Source organism: Roseburia inulinivorans DSM 16841, from assembly GCF_000174195.1.
GTDB classification, from domain to species: Bacteria; Bacillota; Clostridia; order Lachnospirales; family Lachnospiraceae; genus Roseburia; species Roseburia inulinivorans.
On record NZ_ACFY01000153.1, the window covers coordinates 15,513 to 34,278 of the forward strand.

General features: G+C 38.1%; 18 protein-coding genes and 1 pseudogene. 4 read left to right on the forward strand and 15 right to left on the reverse strand.

The window, feature by feature from the left end:
- Positions 1-14: 14 nt before the first annotated feature.
- From ROSEINA2194_RS15915 to ROSEINA2194_RS15940, 6 genes are all read right to left on the reverse strand, one after another.
- Entirely contained in the window at positions 15-1,415 is a 1,401-nt protein-coding gene (locus ROSEINA2194_RS15915) for a hypothetical protein (RefSeq protein WP_227970711.1), read from the reverse strand.
- 642 nt (positions 1,416-2,057) lie between these two features.
- Complete coding sequence (locus tag ROSEINA2194_RS15925; protein ID WP_172727152.1) at positions 2,058-2,360, reverse strand: hypothetical protein; 303 nt, start codon at positions 2,358-2,360, stop codon at positions 2,058-2,060.
- Complete coding sequence (locus ROSEINA2194_RS15930; RefSeq protein WP_049888000.1) at positions 2,287-3,198, reverse strand: glycosyltransferase family 2 protein; 912 nt, start codon at positions 3,196-3,198, stop codon at positions 2,287-2,289. The genes ROSEINA2194_RS15925 and ROSEINA2194_RS15930 overlap by 74 nt, the downstream gene beginning before the upstream one ends.
- A gap of 18 nt (positions 3,199-3,216) precedes the next feature.
- Complete coding sequence (locus tag ROSEINA2194_RS19925) at positions 3,217-3,891, reverse strand: glycosyltransferase family 4 protein (RefSeq protein ID WP_172727153.1); 675 nt, start codon at positions 3,889-3,891, stop codon at positions 3,217-3,219.
- Positions 3,831-4,367, reverse strand: coding sequence for a glycosyltransferase (locus ROSEINA2194_RS19930; RefSeq protein ID WP_007889827.1), 537 nt, complete (start codon positions 4,365-4,367; stop codon positions 3,831-3,833). The genes ROSEINA2194_RS19925 and ROSEINA2194_RS19930 overlap by 61 nt, the downstream gene beginning before the upstream one ends.
- Positions 4,368-5,558: an LCP family protein gene (locus ROSEINA2194_RS15940; protein ID WP_172727154.1), complete on the reverse strand. Its 1,191-nt coding sequence runs from the start codon at positions 5,556-5,558 to the stop codon at positions 4,368-4,370.
- A 766-nt stretch (positions 5,559-6,324) separates the two neighbouring features.
- On the opposite strand from ROSEINA2194_RS15940, the gene ROSEINA2194_RS15950 reads away from it, so the two are divergent.
- Both ROSEINA2194_RS15950 and ROSEINA2194_RS15955 read left to right on the forward strand, forming a co-directional pair.
- Positions 6,325-6,687: a helix-turn-helix domain-containing protein gene (locus ROSEINA2194_RS15950; RefSeq protein ID WP_007889834.1), complete on the forward strand. Its 363-nt coding sequence runs from the start codon at positions 6,325-6,327 to the stop codon at positions 6,685-6,687.
- A gap of 68 nt (positions 6,688-6,755) precedes the next feature.
- Positions 6,756-8,498 carry an Rqc2 family fibronectin-binding protein gene (locus ROSEINA2194_RS15955; RefSeq protein WP_007889835.1) on the forward strand — a complete coding sequence of 581 codons (1,743 nt, stop codon included), beginning with the start codon at positions 6,756-6,758 and terminating at the stop codon, positions 8,496-8,498.
- A gap of 39 nt (positions 8,499-8,537) precedes the next feature.
- Here the strand turns inward: ROSEINA2194_RS15955 and ROSEINA2194_RS15960 are convergent, their stop codons facing one another.
- Positions 8,538-9,329, reverse strand: coding sequence for a histidinol-phosphatase (locus ROSEINA2194_RS15960; protein ID WP_007889836.1), 792 nt, complete (start codon positions 9,327-9,329; stop codon positions 8,538-8,540).
- 70 nt (positions 9,330-9,399) lie between these two features.
- Positions 9,400-10,530, reverse strand: coding sequence for a glycoside hydrolase family 88/105 protein (locus tag ROSEINA2194_RS15965; protein ID WP_007889837.1), 1,131 nt, complete (start codon positions 10,528-10,530; stop codon positions 9,400-9,402).
- 481 nt (positions 10,531-11,011) lie between these two features.
- On the opposite strand from ROSEINA2194_RS15965, the gene ROSEINA2194_RS15970 reads away from it, so the two are divergent.
- Positions 11,012-11,218, forward strand: coding sequence for an alpha/beta-type small acid-soluble spore protein (locus ROSEINA2194_RS15970; protein ID WP_007889838.1), 207 nt, complete (start codon positions 11,012-11,014; stop codon positions 11,216-11,218).
- 87 nt (positions 11,219-11,305) lie between these two features.
- Here ROSEINA2194_RS15970 and recG read toward each other — a convergent pair.
- From recG to ROSEINA2194_RS15985, 3 genes and pseudogenes are all read right to left on the reverse strand, one after another.
- Positions 11,306-13,364, reverse strand: a pseudogene (gene recG, locus ROSEINA2194_RS15975) (ATP-dependent DNA helicase RecG).
- A gap of 4 nt (positions 13,365-13,368) precedes the next feature.
- Positions 13,369-15,084, reverse strand: coding sequence for a DAK2 domain-containing protein (locus ROSEINA2194_RS15980; RefSeq protein ID WP_007889841.1), 1,716 nt, complete (start codon positions 15,082-15,084; stop codon positions 13,369-13,371).
- 14 nt (positions 15,085-15,098) lie between these two features.
- On the reverse strand, positions 15,099-15,458 hold the full coding sequence (locus tag ROSEINA2194_RS15985) for an Asp23/Gls24 family envelope stress response protein (RefSeq protein WP_044928559.1): 360 nt from the start codon (positions 15,456-15,458) through the stop codon (positions 15,099-15,101).
- 251 nt (positions 15,459-15,709) lie between these two features.
- Here ROSEINA2194_RS15985 and rpmB point away from each other — a divergent pair, with 251 nt between their 5' ends.
- The gene (gene rpmB, locus ROSEINA2194_RS20650) at positions 15,710-15,895 is read left to right on the forward strand and encodes a 50S ribosomal protein L28 (RefSeq protein ID WP_021924131.1); all 186 of its coding nucleotides are present in this window, start codon (positions 15,710-15,712) and stop codon (positions 15,893-15,895) included.
- Between the two features lie 235 nt (positions 15,896-16,130).
- Here rpmB and ROSEINA2194_RS21350 read toward each other — a convergent pair whose 3' ends face one another.
- The 4 genes from ROSEINA2194_RS21350 to ROSEINA2194_RS16000 form a co-directional block, all read right to left on the reverse strand.
- On the reverse strand, positions 16,131-16,271 hold the full coding sequence (locus ROSEINA2194_RS21350; RefSeq protein ID WP_007889844.1) for a hypothetical protein: 141 nt from the start codon (positions 16,269-16,271) through the stop codon (positions 16,131-16,133).
- A 62-nt stretch (positions 16,272-16,333) separates the two neighbouring features.
- Positions 16,334-17,374, reverse strand: a complete 1,041-nt coding sequence (locus ROSEINA2194_RS15990; RefSeq protein WP_007889846.1) for an ATP-binding cassette domain-containing protein — start codon at positions 17,372-17,374, stop codon at positions 16,334-16,336.
- A gap of 38 nt (positions 17,375-17,412) precedes the next feature.
- Positions 17,413-17,895, reverse strand: a complete 483-nt coding sequence (locus tag ROSEINA2194_RS15995) for an ABC transporter transmembrane domain-containing protein (protein ID WP_007889848.1) — start codon at positions 17,893-17,895, stop codon at positions 17,413-17,415.
- 122 nt (positions 17,896-18,017) lie between these two features.
- A partial coding sequence (locus ROSEINA2194_RS16000; protein ID WP_007889850.1) for a radical SAM protein occupies positions 18,018-18,766 on the reverse strand: 749 nt, incomplete at its 5' end.

An 18,766-nucleotide genomic window follows, 5' to 3' on the forward strand; every position in this document is an offset into this window, starting at 1 on the left:
TATAATATTACTCTCTATTTTCTTTTTAATTGTTTACGCAAGAATACAAAATACTTATATATTCTAACATGTAAAGACTCCAACTGCGTTTTTCTGACAGTGTCCTCACTTTTATTTTCTCTGAATTCAGCTTTTACAATGCTTCCCTCCAGCCAAGCACTTTCATATAATGTTGCTTTTCTCACACCAGATACAATCATCATTCTTCTCAAAAATCTTTGATTTCTTATCTGTTCCCATGTTAGCTCAGCAGCTGTTTTTTTATAGTTGCCATCAATTACATCATCCGAAAAAAGATTATCACCATAAGCTTTTACCTCAACAATAGACGGTTCTGACATAAATAGATAAAATAATTTTTCTATTGTTCCAATATCTATTGTATTTTTTCCCTTTTCGAAAGATATTTGTGCCAACAACATTTGTAATGCCGCAATGTTTTTTTTCATTTGATCTGCATTTGGATTACGTGCATCATTCATAACTGGCACATACCCATTTTCTACCTTATCATATGATTTGGTCATACCCTCCAGCGATGACACAATTGTTTCGAAAAGTGAATTGCTAAAGCAGCTTTTTCTCACTAATCCGCTCTCCGGTGAGAAATAATATGTATGAAATTTTTCATGAGAACTTCCAGTAGGATATTCATACATACCAAAGTAGCACCCCTGCACCTCAATATCTGGATTCATACTTTTTACCAGTGCCTCAATGGAACATTGTAGTGTTCCAATCCAGCCACTATCCACAAGCAAATATTCGCTGTTATCACATAAACCTTCCTGTTTTAAATAACCAACCGTGTTTTCATATGCGTCAACCGAATGTCTTTGTATGTACATACGAATTAATTTGCTTTGTCTTATTTTTTCTCTGAGTTGAATCACTTGCTGATAGTTTAATATGATATCTTTTTCTTTGTTTAATTCCAACTCATTTAATATATTTTGACATTCCTCATCAGTCAATGCCGCTCTGCGCAATATTTTCAAAGGTGTAACATCTATTCCGCCAACGCAAATACTGTCAATGCTTTTCTCCATATTGAAATGATATCCCGGTAACCGCATAGAGAAACGTGACACATGCAAATATTTACACTCTATATTTAAGTGTTTTTGTTTAACGATTTCATTTGCAATCAAATACATCTGATAACCGTCTCTGCTTAAAAAATAAACTCTGCTTTTATGAAGCCTTACTGCTTCATCTAAAACCCACTCTGTAAAACCAACAAGTGCCGGAGCTATCACCATAAGATAAAGTTTATTATCAATCGGCATCTCTACCTTTTTCATTTTTAAATTCTGATAAAATGTTGTTTCTATCGCCCTTTTAATAATTGGTGTTGACTGCAGAATATCAAAATATTGTTGCTGTCTGAACTGATTTATACTATTACTCTCCATCTCCTGTACCTGTAGACTGTCCCTCTGAAGGATTTTCTGTTTCTGTTGGTGTTTTTTCATCCGCTGATGGTTTTTCTTCTGTTCCCGGTGTCTCCGTTGACGGCTTTTCTTCTGTTCCTGGTGTCTCCGTTGACGGCTTCTCTGTTGACGGTGTCTCTGTTGACGGCTTTTCTTCTGTTCCCGGTGTCTCTGTTGACGGCTTTTCTTCTGTTCCCGGTGTCTCCGTTGACGGCTTTTCTGTTGATGGCGTCTCTGTCGCTGGTGTCTCCGTTGATGGTTTCTCTGTTGATGGTGTCTGTTCCGTTTTCCCGCCTGTCGATGACTGATTAGTCTGCGACGACTGACCTGATCCACTCGATTGTGTTGTTGAATTTGACTGGCTGCTTTGTGTTGACTGTTTTGTGTTTGAGGTCTGCGCAGCCGGAGCTGTCTGAACCGTCTGATTTGCTGACGTATTTTGAGTTTCTTGCTGTGTCTTCTGAGTTGCCGTCTCGCCTACATCATCTGTCTTTTGTTTTTCAGTCTTTTTTTCTGCCTCGTTTCCATTGCTCTGCTTTACCTTATCAGCCTTAACGTATGCGACACGACCACTGTAGGCTATCTTGCACCACTTTTCATCATCAGATAATGCAATTACACTTATTATTTTTTCCTTTTTTTAGTATTTCCAACTACTGTTGCTTCTGTGTCAGGCTTACTATATACATCTGCATTAGCTGCAAGTTCACGTGTTTCTATTTCCTCATTTCCATCAGCTTCCTGTTCTTCAGTTGTGACTATTTCCTGCTCAGCCTCTGTTTCAAAAATCGTCATCTCTCCATCGTTATTCAAATTTATCATCTGTTCATATTCAGTAGATGCCACTTTCTCATTATCTGCTTTGCACGCTGTCAGCTGTGTTGCCAAACTCAAAGCTATCAATGCCATAACTGCTCTTTTCTTCATAATCTTTTTCTCCATTCCAATATCTATTTTGCTGTATTGATGATTCTTTACGTTTATACCATGCCAATAACCAATATGGAATCACGCATGCTGCAATTGGCCGTAAAACATATATCCATCCCTTTGGGAATAAAATACCCAAGGCTTTAAAATTACGATATCTGCATTTTGCCTCATTCCATCTATGGCGAAAACTACGCTTTTTGTAGGAATCTTTATTTTCTCGATAAGCCAAAAGTTTATCCTGTATATTAGCACCCTTTAATCCTGCCCTGCGCAGCCTCATAAAGATCTCATAGTCTTCACAGCGAAGTGTCTCCTTGGACGCAACATATCCCTCATTTGTATCAAAAATAGATGCCCTGTACATAACTGTCGGATGTGCATATGGTGAAAATCTCAGATAATCCTGCTCTATAGGAAATTCCGGCATTTTACGTTCTCCCCATACTCCATTCTGATCAAACACATCAATATTGCAGCCAACCCATGAATACTCCTGATATTTGTCCAAAAATTTTTTTTGTTTCATTAATCTTTCCGGATATGAAATATCATCTGCATCCATTCTTGCAATATATTTTCCCTTTGCCTCATCTATACATTCATTCAACGAAAATGCCAATCCATGATTTTCATCCTGACCGATCAATTTAATTCTTTCATCAAGTCCTGCCACCTCCCTGAGTAGTGTTGCCGCCTCCAGGCATGAGCCATCATCATAAATAATAAACTCAAAATCTTCAAATGTCTGGTGTAAAATAGAATTTACCGCCTCCATTAAAATATCCTTATTCAATTCATTATAAACACCCATGATGACAGAAATCTCTGGCATAACTCCCCTTTCCAGCAACTATGAAATTCTTTTATCCATAGTTGAATAAATTCTTTCCATAGTTCTAACTGTTTCTTCTGTACTAAATTGAATTACTGACTCTCTGCAATAATCCGCTAGTTTTTTTCTATATTCAACATTTGAATAAACTTTATCGATAGCTGTCACAAATGCATCCTGATCAAATGCCTCGCATATCAATCCATTTTTATCATTCTGCAAATATTCTCTTGTTCCTCTGTTATCTGCAACAATGAGTGGCACTCCACATGCAAGCGCCTCTATTGCGGCAATCCCCAACCCCTCACGGATAGAAGGGAACGCAAATACATCAGCGGTCTGGAGTATTTCATTCATATCTGTTCTGAAGCCAATCAATTGCACCTGCTTCTCTAATTTTTTTTCATGAATCAGTTTTCGTAATTCATCTTCATCTGGTCCATTTCCGCATATAGTATAATATATATCTTTTTTGTTTTCCACTGCAATTGCTTCAATTATAATTTTTTGATTTTTATTTTTATTCAGTTCTGCAGCTGTAACGATATGAAAAGCATTATTCGGTATTCCCAATTCTATTCTTTTCATGGAAGCCATTTCTGGCATCGGGCGAAATTTATCCAAATCTACCCCTACACCATGTATTTGCTCAACTGTTCCATTTTTTTTAATTTGAATCTGTCTTTTACACAACAATAATCTTCTTTATTGATGGTTATAAGTGTATCCGTCCACCGTGCCAGCAGCTTTTCAACCGGATAAAATAAAATCCAATTTAAAATTGGAGCGCCTTTATAAAAATGAAGTCCATGCGCAGTGTATATAACATACGGATCTGCTTTACTGTAATGTGCGGCGATTCTTCCCGCAACGCCTCCCATCGGATTGTGACAATGTATCGCCGTTATATTTTCTTCATCAATAATTTTAATTAACTGCTTAATTGCCCTGCAATTCATTATAATCTGTGCCGGACTTTTCTCTATATCGATCTGATGCAGAATAATTCCCTGTTGTTTCAATTCTTTTTCATCAAAGGTATAAATCGGTTTTTTTAAATTTGATGCATAATGTATCTCATAACCCATGTTCTGCATAATTTCCACATCATTTTTTTCAAATTGTGGTAAAAATCCGCTAATCGTTGTTATGTATAATATTTTTTTCATCTATTCTTCATCCAACACACTTTCTATTAAGCTTTTAGCATTTTCTACATCCTGATCATTTGGAATCATAACATAGCATGTTGTTCCTGGCATAGAATATGTCGTTGTATGCTTTCCTGTTCCTGTTACTGTATAACTGTCAATTGTCCACGTAACATCATTAGATAACTTATATTTAACCAAATCGTATATCACATTAGATGGAATATCTGTCATAACACAATCAGCAACTTCATCTAATATTTCTCCATATTTTGCTAATATACTTGGAGATGTCATTTTATTTATAACTGCTTTTATCACTTCCATCTGATTAATACCCCGCTGAACATCCCCAGCAGCAAAGGCATGTCTCTCACGTGCAAATGCTAATGCTTCTAGTCCCGAAACATGATTGTATCCTACTGTATAATGTTTTATCGGATCAACAGTAAAATCATATTCCGAGTATACATCAATTCCTCCAAGCGTATCTATTATCGCCTCAAACCCACTAAAATTCATACGCACATAATAATCAATATTTATTCCGTATAAATTTTCTATTGCTGCCTCTGAACTTTCTACCCCATATAATCCAGCATGTGTCAATTTATCATTTGCCCCTTGATTTGGCAGATACACATAATAATCTCTCGGTGTATTAACAAGCTGGATATGTCCCGTTTTCATATTGACAATCGCAAGAATATTTACATCGCTTCGGCTTCTCGCATTCACAGCCCCCCACATATCAATTCCACTAATATATATTACAAAAGTATCTTCATCTGATGACAGAAAATATTTTTCTTCTGTACTGTCCACATCAGTAACATCTCCACGTACTTCAACCTGAATTTCTGCAGAATATGTATATAATTCCCTTATTCTATCTGAGAAATCTTCATATCCATCCTGATCAGATATGATATCAACATATGCACTATTCATAATAATTGCTCTTTCTGTTCCATTTAGTAATGCATCTGCCATAAACAAAATATTATTATATGCTTTATATTGAACTTCTGTTGCCACAGTACCATCAATTACTGACATAACCTGATCTGCTGCATTATCCGATTCTAAATATCCAACAGATGCCCCCTCTATATCTCTAAGTTCATTTGCATTATCATCTGAGCTGACAAATACCGACATCTGAACCACTTCAAGTCTTGAATCCTTTGCTACATTATTTAATGTCATGTCTAATTTTCCTATTGCAATTAATCCATAAAGAAGACCTATTGTTATCAAAACAGATATTATTGACAAAAATAATTGCAGGAATGCTTCTTTTTAGTACAAAAAAAAAGTTCCAATATTTAATATCAGAATTATAATTGTATATAATATCAAATATATTATTGGAACTACACCCATTGTAAATAATTTCACACCTAAAGCTACTGCTATGATTATTTGAAACGCAATCAGAATATAATCTATTTTTTTTATTATGCTTTGTTTTTTCTTATTTTTCTCTAACATTTCTCCACTCCACCAAAACTAGCTTCAATTCTTATTTCTATTAAACTTATTTAATAATACACTTACACTTATCTTATGTCAATTACACAAACTGCCATATTTCTACATTTGTTTCTTCCATATTTATGCATTTTTATAAATTTTATTAGTTAGTTTTACTTATTTTCCATATGATTTTCTTATCCATTTATTTTTCATAGTTTCTCGCCAAAGTTCGTTTAAATTTTCATTTGTATTCACGTTTTAAACACCATTTATAATACACATGTCATTTGATTATGTCAACAGAAGAAACTTACAGTTTATTAACATACCTCTCTCATTTTTTATTCAGCTTCGCATTTAAAACGTATCTTGTACTTTCCTTTTAAACTCGCCTTTAAATTACGTTTCCATTGTGTTCTTTTTCTACGTTTTTTTCGCAAGAATATGATACAGAGAATCACACACAATAAGAAACAAATGAGAAAGGGGAGTTTTTATGAACCGAAAAAGAGAAGCGTATGACCGTTTAGCCGTTGGCGACCGCATTCGAAAAAAAAGAGTCCAGTTAGGGTTTTCACAGGACGAGGTTGCAGAGAGAATAGACCGTGCACCGAAATACTGTTCAGACATCGAGCGTGGCACCTGTGGAATGTCCACAGAAACAATGCTTGCGATTTCTGAGTGTCTCGACATGAGCCTTGATTATATGATGTTCGGGGAACAGACAGACGAAGAGGCAAGACGGCAGGAAAATGATGAACTTGCAGTGATCCATATTCTCTCAGGCTGTTCAAAGCAACAGCGTGATTATGCGATCCGGCTTTTGAAATTATATATTGCATCTATGCAGATTTCGTAGAATCCGTTATAATGAACCATGTGCCCGGTAATTCCAGGCAAATTTTTTTAGAATAAGAGGTGCACAAAATGGCTCTTGATGGATTTGTGATTTCCAATATCGTATATGAATTAAACCAGACAATTTTAAATGCCAAGATCAGCAAGATCGCGCAGCCAGAAAACGACGAACTGCTCTTCACCTGCAAGGGAAGCAACGGGCAGTTCCGTCTTGCCATGTCCGCAAGCGCATCCCTGCCTTTTTTATATCTGACTGACCAGAATAAACCAAGCCCTATGACCGCGCCAAACTTCTGCATGGTGCTGCGCAAGCATATTGCCAATGGCAGGATCGTAAAGATTTACCAGCCGCATATGGAGCGTATCATTCACTTTGATATTGAACATCTGGATGAAATGGGCGATCTCTGCCAGAAAACCCTGATCGTAGAGCTGATGGGAAAACACAGCAATATCATTTTCTGTAACAGTGACGGAAAAATTATTGACAGCATCAAACATATCTCATCGATGATGAGTTCCCTGCGTGAAGTACTTCCGGGACGCGACTACTGCATTCCTGCCACACAGGATGACCGTTTAAACCCGCTCGAAGTTACGGAAGAAGCCTTTATGGATATGGTTATGAAGAAACCGACCTCCATCACAAAGGCTCTCTACTCTTCTTTTACAGGCTTAAGTCCTCTGCTTGCCTCCGAAATCTGCCACCGCAGTTCCATTGACGGAGATATGTCGGTCGACTCGCTGGATGACGACGGCAAAAAGCATTTATTTAACAATCTCACCTGGATTGCAGAGGATGTGAAAAATCATACCTACAAACCAAACATTATTTTTAAAGGAAAAGAACCGATTGATTTTTCCTGCATCGAGCTCACACAGTTTTCGGACTATGATGCCAAAAATTTTGATTCCATCTCACAGGTTTTGGAGGAATATTATGCTTCCAAAAATGTGTACACAAGAATCCGTCAGAAATCCGTTGATTTGAGAAAAATCGTTTCCACTGCCTTAGACCGTAACCGCAAGAAATACCAGTTGCAGGAAAAGCAGTTGAAAGACACGGAAAAGCGGGACAAATACAAGGTATACGGCGAGTTGATCCACACCTACGGCTATGGTTTAGAGGAAGGTGCAAAGAAGTTAGAGGCACTGAACTATTACACCAACGAGATGATCACCATTCCGCTCGACTCACAGTTAGATGCCAAGGGAAATGCGCAGAAATATTTTGACAGATATAACAAATTAAAACGTACTTATGAGGCACTCACCAAGCTGACGGAGGAGACAAAAACAGAGATTGAACATCTCGAAAGTATCTCCACGGCTTTAGACATTGCCCTGACGGAAGACGATCTCGTACAGATCAAAGAGGAGCTGATCGAGTTTGGCTATATTAAGCGCAAAAAGACCGATAAAAAAGCCAGAATCAAGAGCAAGCCGTTCCACTACCGCTCCTCCGATGGCTATGATATTTATGTTGGGAAAAATAATTACCAGAACGATGAACTCACTTTCAAGTTTGCAACCGGAAATGACTGGTGGTTCCATGCAAAAGGAATGCCGGGTTCCCACGTCATCGTAAAATCCAACAATGAAGAATTGCCGGATCGCGTTTTCGAGGAAGCCGGAATGCTTGCCGGATATTACTCCAAAGGACGTGAAGATGAAAAAGTGGAGATTGATTATCTACAGAAAAAAAATGTCAAGAAACCAAACGGGGCCGCGCCGGGATTTGTCGTGTACTACACAAACTACTCCCTGACCATCCATCCGGATATTTCAGGGCTGACGCTGGTTTCAGATTAAAAAAATATCGTAGGGGAGGCACAACCCCTACGATATTTTTTATTTCCAGAATACCTTTCCTCCGAAATCTTCTGCCATTTTGATACATCCTTTATAAGATGCCAGATCATGATACTCATTCGGATCATGCGCGTCTACACCTACAATAAAATCATTTCCATTTTCCACGCCAAGTTTTACAAACCTGCGATCTGGATAATTGCACAACTCCCGGAAACCATTCACATTAATTTCAATTGGAATCTGCTCATCTTTTAATCTGTCTGCAAGCTTTTTCATGTACTTTGTATACAATGCTTCATCTCCGGTGAAGTTTACGATATCCGGGTGTGCCACCATATTAAAATATCCGGTATCCAGTGCATTTGTCAGCAGATCTACATAGCTTTTCAGATGCATTTCATCCGTCCAGTTTTGCCTTACACTGATAAAACTTTCATTTTCATAGAAAAAATGCTGTGCCAAAAGCAGATAATCCATTGGATACTGTCTGATTTCTTCAATTGTCGGCTCAAAAATCCCCGGAAAATATTCCATTTCCAGTGCGAGGAAAATCGTGATATCCTCCCGATATTCTTTTTTCAATGCCTCAATGGTTTTTACATAATCTTCCAACTGTGACATTGTCATACGAATCCTTGACACATATCCATTTTTGAATAAATAAGGGGAATGGTCGGAAAAGCCGATCACCTCAAAGCCTTCCTTAATTGCCTCCTCGACATATTCCCGTTCCTCTCCCACTGCATGCTGGCAGCGCACTGTGTGCGAATGAAAATTGCATTTTCTGTCTTTATAATCATTCATGTCAAAATCAAAATAACGTTTCATTCTACTCTACTTCCTTCATACTGATTTGTCGAATGAGCAGTTTGGCAGTGACAGTGTTCAAAATGGCGTGCTATTTTTTCAGGCGAAGCATCTCTGTATAGGCAAGCAAAAATGGTCCGACACCTTTGGCATCGTCCTTGACAACCGGCTCCGACATATAATAATCATAAGTACCCGGCCGTCTGTTTGCGCCCCCTAAGCCTGCAACGAGACAGATTCCATCCAGATGAAGGTTTCCGTTTTCATCCGTGGAAAGATATTGGTCACAGATTCCATGAAAAGCCTTCTCTCCATATGCACGATAGCTTTCTGGCAAAAATCCAAGACGGACACCTTTTAAAAGTGCATATGCCATAATAGAGCTTCCACTTGTTTCGAGATAGTTTTTGTCCATGCCGCCGAAATTCACAACCTGATACCACATACCGCTCTCATCCTGATATTTTAACATAGCATCCATGAGTTCGACAAATATTTGTTTTAATTTTTCGTAAGATTCTCCTGCAGCCGATGCGTCTGCTTTGTCTAGTGTATCAAGCAGTGCCATGGAAAACCAGCCCAGTGCGCGCAGCCAGAAGTTCTGGCTCAACCCGGTGACTTTATCGCACCAGAACATTGCTCTGGATGAATCATACGCATGATAGTATAATCCGGTCTTTGGATCTCTCATATTTTTTTCAACGTTAAAAAATTGCCGGAAAATATCGTCATAATTTTTTTTGTCATGAAAACGAGTCTCATATTCCATATAAAACGGCTGACACATATACAGCCCATCCAGCCAGACCTGATTGGGATAAATATTTTTGTGCCAGAAGTTTCCTTCTTTTGTACGTGGCATCTGTGCAACCTGACTGTAAACAAGATCAATTGCTTTTCTGTATTTTTCTTTTCCTGTCAGATCAAAAAGCTCAAACAGTGTTTTTCCCGCATTCACATTATCAATATTTAGTTCATCGACATCGTACCCCTCAATTGTCCCATCCACATTCACTTTGCAGTCAATAAAATCGTCTGCAAATTTCAGATACTTATCCTCTTTCGTGATCGCATACATTTCCAGGATTGCTTTGATCATACAGCCATCAATGTAATTCCATGTAGATTTTAACCCCTGCATGATTTTTTCGATGTTCCAGATGGGACGATCCGGTGTACTTTTTTCCATTAGTTCCTCAATATACTTTTCGATTTGATCCATAGTTCTTCTCCTTTTTTAACCTTCTATATCTAGGCGTTTGCGAAACTCATCTACTCTTCTTTCAATTGTTCAAAATCAACAAAAACATTCAAGACACGCTCTCGCTATGTGTCACTCGCAACGGTACTAAGAAGCCAGACACAACTTACCGTTGTATCTGCCTTCTAAGTGCCGGCGGTTCCCCAATGTCTTTCATGTCTTTTGTTAATTTTTCACAATTCAATTTAGTTTTTCATGAGTTTCGCAATTGTCTACCTTCTATATCCATCATAATCAATGTTCTCCTGTTTGTAAATATATTTTTGTAAGCGCTTACATATTTTAAAGAAATAATTGGCACTATTGCAAAAAACTGCATGTGTATTCCATATAAAAAATCACATACTATCACTGAACAGACAAAAAAGAATTTTTTGAATGTTCTTAAAAATATACCAGAGCAGAAAAAGTACCCAAAACAGAAAAACAAAGGAGGACAACTATGTCAAATCGTTCATCTAACAGAGCAGCCGTTCCAGAAGCAAAGAGTGCCTTAGACCGTTTCAAATATGAGGTAGCAGGCGAGATTGGTGTACCATTAAAAGATGGTTACAATGGTGACTTGACTTCCAGACAGAATGGTTCCGTCGGCGGCTATATGGTTAAGAAAATGATTGAAGCACAGGAACAGCAGATGTCAGGAAAATAAAATTTCCCTGAACAAGAAAAGAACCTTGGATTGATATGATCCAGGGTTCTTTCTACGTGTTGTATGAAGTTTTTACTGCTTCATTTGTTATAAATTTAATTTATTTCTCTGGTCTGCCAAAAACAGTTCCAGATAATCTTTCAGGTTTTTATGATCCTCGCTGGAAAGTTCCGGGTCTTTTCCTAAAATATCTGCAACTTCCTCGCTTGCGCGCTGCATAATATAGGCATCCTGATAGATATCCGCAAGCGCAAACTGCATTTCACCGGACTGCCGGATGCCAAAGAAATCCCCTGGTCCGCGCAGTTTCAGATCCTCACTTGCAATCTTAAAGCCATCGTTGGATTGATTCAAAATATCCAGACGTTTCTGTGACTCCTTGGAGTTGCTGCAATTGACCATAATGCAGTATGACTGCGCATCCCCTCGTCCGACACGCCCCCGAAGCTGGTGAAGCTGTGCAAGGCCAAAATGTTCCGCATTTTCGATCATCATAACCGTCGCATTCGGAACATTCACCCCGACTTCTACAACCGTAGTCGATACAAGCACCTGTATCTCATTTGCTGCAAACCGTTCCATAACGTCATTTTTCTGCGCAGATTTCATCTGTCCATGCAAAAGTCCGATTTCAATCGTATCCGGCAGTTCCTCTTTCAAACGCTTCGCATAGTCTGTGACATTCTCTGCCTCCATGTTCTCGCTTTCTTCCACCAACGGACAGATCACATACGCCTGATGACCGGCAGCCACCTCTTTTTCGATAAACTGGTACGCTTTCGGACGGTATCTGGTGTCCACCACACAGTTTTTTGATTGGCAGACGTTTTGCCGGCACCTCATCTACCACGGAAATGTCCAGATCACCGTATAAAATAATGGCAAGCGTTCGTGGAATCGGAGTTGCACTCATGACAAGAATATGCGGCTTTGTTCCTTTTTCCGAAAATATTTCACGCTGTTTTACGCCAAACCGGTGCTGCTCGTCTGTGATCACAAGCGCAAGGTTCTGATAAATCACCTTTTCCTGTATCAGCGCATGTGTTCCGATGATCAGCGCATCCGGATGATCCAAAATCTCCTGATATGCCAGCTTTTTCTGTTTTGCAGTCATGGAACCCGTGATAAGAATCACTGGAAAATCCAGTCCAAATATCTCGCACATGCTCTGAAATGATTCGTAATGCTGTCTTGCAAGCACCTCCGTCGGTGCCATAATCGCAGACTGACAGCCATTGTGCGCAGTGTCTGCCATCGCCAAAAAAGCAATGATCGTCTTTCCGGAACCGACATCTCCCTGAATCAGACGCTGCATGACGTAGTCACTCCGCATGTCCGCCCGAACCTCTGACAATGCCCGCAATTGGGCATTTGTGAGTTTATAAGGCAGTTTTTCGATCAGTTGCTCCACAAAATCATCCGACTGGAAAGAAAACTGATTTTTCTCTTTTTCCTTCTTTTCCTTCTGATATTGCAGGTTTAAGATAAATAAAAAGAGTTCGTCAAACACAAGCCGTTTTCTTGCCTCGATCAACGTCTCCATATCGTCCGGGAAATGAATCTGTTTGATCGCATAATTATACTCACAGAGCTGATGCTTTTCCCGCAGTTCTGTCGGCAGATAATCCCGGAATAAATGTTCTTCCTCCAAAACAGACCGCTCTGCTTTCAGCATAAGCTGATTTGATAATCCTTTCGGCAAAGTGTAAACCGGAAGCAGCAAATGTTCCATCGCCTCATATTTTTCCGGCGTATAAATTGCCGGCTGCTCCATGACAAACCTTCCGTTTTTGTGCTGTACCTTGCCGTAAAACACATAAGTTCCGCCCGGATGAAGGCTGTTTTTGATGTATGGAAGCCGAAACCACACCAGTTCCAGACGTTTTCCCATGCCAGTGATCGAAGTTACCGTGATCTGCATGCTGCGCACTCTCTTCACAACCGGAGTCTGCCGTATCTGTCCTATCACTGCCGCAGTCTCGCCCTCCACCACTTCGTCAGGATGTTTGATCTCCGGGAACTGCACATAAGTTCTTGGAAAATAGGAGATCAGATCCCGGATCGTCTCAATATTTATTTTTAGAAAAAGACCGGCTGTTTTATCGCCGATCCCTTTCACTTCTTTTATGGATGAATTTAATCTCATACTTTTATTCTACAGAAATTACATAATAGTAAATTGGCTGTCCACCGTAATGCACTTCCACTTCCACATCCGGATATTCCTCTTCCACTTTTTCTGCGATCTCGTTGGCAGAATCTTCGTTCATTTCCTCGCCATAGTAGATACTTAAAATTGCAGAATCTTCATCGATCATTTCACCGATCATCTCAAGAACCGTTTTCTCCATGTCTGTGCCAACGGAAAGGATTCCCTTGTCACCGATTCCCATGTAGTCATCCTGTTTGATTTCTTTGTCATCGATCACAGTATCACGGACTGCGTAAGTCACCTGACCGGTCTTGACCAGCTGGATTTCCTCACCCATGCGCTCCGCATTGTCTTCCGGTGTGCTGTCCGGAATATAATTGACAAGTGCTGTAATGCCCTGTGGAATCGTCTTGGTAGGAATTACAATAATGTTCTTATCCTCTGTCAGGGAAGCTGCCTGATTTGCTGCCATAATAATATTTTTATTATTCGGAAGAATGAAAATATTCTTCGCATTCACTTTCTCGATCGCATTGAGCATATCTTCTGTACTTGGGTTCATGGTCTGTCCGCCTTCGATGATATAGTCCACGCCCAGTCCACGGAAAATCTCATTGATACCCTCTCCGATGCTTACAGAAATGAATCCCATTTCTTTTTCCTCTGCTGGAACTTCCGGCTCATTTTTCTCTGCTGCCTTAATCTCGTTCTCTGCATTCGCAGTGTTCTGCATCTCTTTTTCTTTCATTGCAGAAATCTTCTCATCACGCTCTAAACGCATGTTCTCAATAATAATAGTTGTAAGGCTTCCGTAAGTAAGACCTCTCTGCATTGCCATACCCGGATCATTGGTATGTACATGTACTTTCACGATCTCATCATCTGCAACTACAACGATAGAATCACCGATGGACTCTAAATAACTCTTAAACTCTGTCTCCTGATTCTCCGTGAACGGATGCTCTAACATGATCAAAAACTGTGTGCAGTAAGTAAAGGTGATCTCCTGCTCTGCCTGTGCGTCAATATAAGGATTAGAAGCTGTGCCCTGACTGCTGCTTCCTGTAGAAACTGTCTCAACCTTGTAATCCACTTCTTTGCCCATAAGAGCATCAAATGCACCTTTTAATACCTGCATTAAGCCCTGTCCGCCGGAATCCACAACGCCTGCCTGTTTTAAAACAGGAAGCATATCCGGTGTCTTGCTCAATACATGATCGCCTTCTTTGATGATCTCCTCACAGAAATATGCAAGATCATCGGTCTCTTCCCCTAATTCAGCCGCCTTGTCAGACATTCCCTTTGCAACGGTAAGGATGGTTCCCTCTTTCGGCTTCATAACTGCCTTATATGCGGTCTCTGTTGCTTTCTGGAAAGCATCCGAAATAATCTGTACATTCAGTTCATCATATTCAGCGATCACCTTTGTAAACCCACGGAATAACTGGGATAAAATAACACCAGAGTTACCTCTTGCCCCACGTAATGATCCGGAAGAAATTGCTTTTGCCAATGAAGCCATGGTTGGATTCTCAATCGCTGCAACTTCCTTTGCTGCTGACATAATTGTCATTGACATATTCGTTCCGGTATCTCCATCCGGAACAGGGAATACATTCAGCTCATTGATCCATTCCTTCTTAGCCTCTAAGTTGTTAGCTCCTGCCAGAAACATTCTGGCAAAAAGTTCAGCATTTATTGTAGTGACTTCCACTTTTAAAATCCTCCTTAATCAATGACACGTACGCCTTCAACGTAAATGTTAATCTTCTCAATTTCCATTCCAGTGAACTCCTCCACTTTGTATCTGACTGTCTCGATCAGATTATCGGTCACTGTACTGATGCTCACACCATAAGAAACGATCACATGAAAATCGATTGTAATTTTATTATCTTCATTCACAGACACGTTAATACCATGTGTCAGGTAATCTTTCTTCAATAATTTTACCAGTCCGTCTTTCATATTGACAGCAGCCATGCCTACGATTCCGAAACACTCTACCGCAACAGAACCTGCATATAATGCAATTACTTCAGGGTCTATCGTAACCTTACCTAATTTGGTCTCCATCTGTCCATTCATACTCATTAACCATGCCTTTCTTTATATTTGTAAGAAAGCCACTGACTGACCAGTTTTCTCTCTCACACATAATAACGCTAGTTTAGTGTCTATTATAACCGCTTTTTTCCAAAATTCATAGTCATAAATTACATTTTTTATATTTTTTTTAATTTTCACTTGCAATATCTTTTTTTTTCTGATAGAATAAATCATGTTGTGAGCCTGTTCATACATATAGGCTTAGAAAGATGCGAGGAGGTGCAAAGCAAATGGCAAATTGTGCAGTTTGTGGAAAAGGCAATCATTACGGAATTAAAGTAAGCCATTCACATAGAAGATCAAATAGAGTTTGGAAATCAAACATCAAACGTGTTAGCTGCAAAGTTAACGGAACACCTAGAAAATTATATGTATGTGCTTCCTGTTTGAGATCCGGAAAAGTTGAGAGAGCTTAGTCTTGAAACGTAGAGAACTGCATTGCAGTTCTCTTTTTTTAATCGGAAACCTGCAACGTAACTTTCCGATTTTTAAAAATGCTCCGCAAGGATACGAATTTCAAATTATTTCATCCCATAACCGTCACTGTACACTGCTCTGTTCATGTACGGAAATCCAACGATACCGCACACTAGTACACCGAATAATAAGTTTCTGATACATTGACGCCGGATGAATTTATTATTCGGTGTACTAGCAACCACAAAAAAGATAATATCCAAGCAGGATACAGCCGATCATAATTAAAATCCCACAGAAATCGCCCGGGATCAGAAACATCGCAAGCATTCCAAGCCCAAAAAAGAATAACGCAAAGCCTATGATACGTTTCATACGGACACCAAAAAAGACATATATCACTATTAATATATGCCTTTTTGTATACTCATATCCTACTACTTTTGTATTAATTTTTTATTTTCAATATATATTACACTGTCTGCCGCCTCATCCAATTCATCACTATGCATGACAACCAATATTGTTTTTTCTCCTTTCAATTTCCGAATGTATGCCACCACATTCTCCTGTGTTTTCTTATCCAGATTTGACAAAGGTTCATCTAAAAAAAGAATCGGGCTATTCAAGCCAAAAACTCGTAACAGCGCAAGTTTTTGCTGCTGTCCGTAACTTAAATTCACAGGATTGCTTAAAATTTCCTTATCCGAAAAATCTACCTGTAATAAATGCATAAGTTCTTTATCAATAGGAATCTCATACATGTTTTTCATAAAATCTCCATCAACTGTAAAGATTGGATAGGTTAAAAATGCTGCCTCATCCATTTCATCGGTAAGTATGAACCCACCTCGTGAAAAAGATAATTTAACGTTTCCAAACAGTAAATTCAAAAACATACTTTTTCCGCTTCCATTTTCTCCCTTTATTACATATAACCCACCCTTTTTTATTTTGAGTTTATCAATATGAAACAGAAAATCTGTTTTTTCCTTTCCTTTATAGAAATCATACTTTTCTGTGAAAAAAAGATTTTCTGTATTTGTCATATATTTTTTTGTTTCTTTCGGAATCTTTGCATCATCTGATAATTTATCAATACGTGCCACATGTACCATATTTGCCCTGTATCTCATCAAAATAGCACATGCTGTAGTAATTGGATCAGAGAAATACGCCATATATTGATACATCATCAGAAATTCTCCAATCGAAATCTGTTGATTCAAAACTAAATTTCCTCCTATAAACAAAAACACCACTAAACACACCTGATCCAATATATTGGGAGCCTGTCGGCATAAACATTCTAAAAAACGATACCTTAAAACATGTTTTTCATACGGAACAATATTTTGTTTATATTCATCTGCAAAGAATTTTTCTCTATGTAACGCATTGATTCCAATTTTATTTTCGATAATATTTCGAATACCATTTAAATATCTATCCTGCTTTACCATAACATTTTTTTGCATATCAAATAGCGGTTTCGAAATATTAAGGGAAACAATTATTAAAACGATTCCATATACGATAAAAAAATGCCCAGATAAATATTGGTCATAAAAACTACTGCAAGGATTCCACACACGTAAATAAAACAACTAATTAAATTCAGATGTATTTCTTCATATAAATCTCCATAAGCAGCACAACTGTTTGAACACACATTATAATAATATCCTTTGTCCTCATCTGCATATACAGACTGATTCATATTTAATATGTCTTTTGCCGCCTTTATCTGCAATCTAAATGTATTTTTTATTCCAATCTTAATCGGGTTGTATGTAATAAAGTAAAACTTCATTATCATCAGCAGACTTGTAACTCCGAACGTAATCATAAACCATGGCAGTATCTTTTCTTTATTATTCGCCATTAGAATATCATCTATAAGGTAACTCAGCAATTTTGGAATTAACAATGTCAAAAAAGATGTCAGTGTCATCATCAGAATTTGCAGCGGATATTTTTCTAATTCTTTTGTTTTCATTTTTCACAGGCTCCTTAAGCTTTCTGGATTTATTTAAGAAATATGTTTAATATAAGAAATCAAAATATTCTTTAATTCATATTTTTCATATGTACATGCCCCAGCTCTCAAATTGTATTGTATTATGCACCCACCCAAACATAATGGTAATATATTGCATTTTTTGCATTCTTTGCGAACAGAAAACATTTTTTTATTTTCAATATCGACATCAAAAAATATTTTTTCTCTTGATCCATAGAGCCACTGCAAAAAGTACAGTAACCTTCTGGACTAATTGCATATGCATTTCCATATGGAAATTTGCATGGTGTACTTCTAGGAACTGGCAGTTCGAATTTTCCTTTTTGTTCAGACCATAATAATTTTATTTGATATGCCACTTCTGCATACTCTTGTACAGAAAGCATTTCAAATGAATCATCTTGATGATATTTAATTGTACGATTTGGATTAATTTCAATTCTTTCATTACCAAACTTCTCAAATATATATTTATGTAATGCTATGATTTCATCTTTATTTTCTTTGCAAATATTAGTCCGAAGCAAAACTTTTGCTTGTGAGAAATTCATTATATTCTCAATAAGTTCAATCTCCTCTTTAAAATGGAAATGGTCGGACACTCTAAGTCTATCATGTGTTTTTTCAAGTCCGTCAAACGTAAGCTGTATTGACGAAAACTTTACTTTTTGTAATAATTCTTTACTTAACATTGAACCATTAGTAGTTAAAAATGCCTTATACACAATTCCAATTTTATCTGTAATCTTTTTAATATTTTCATCCAAATAAATTAAAACAGGTATATTTAACAACGGTTCTCCACCAAAATAATGAATATTAATCCCCTCAAATATGTTATCATTTA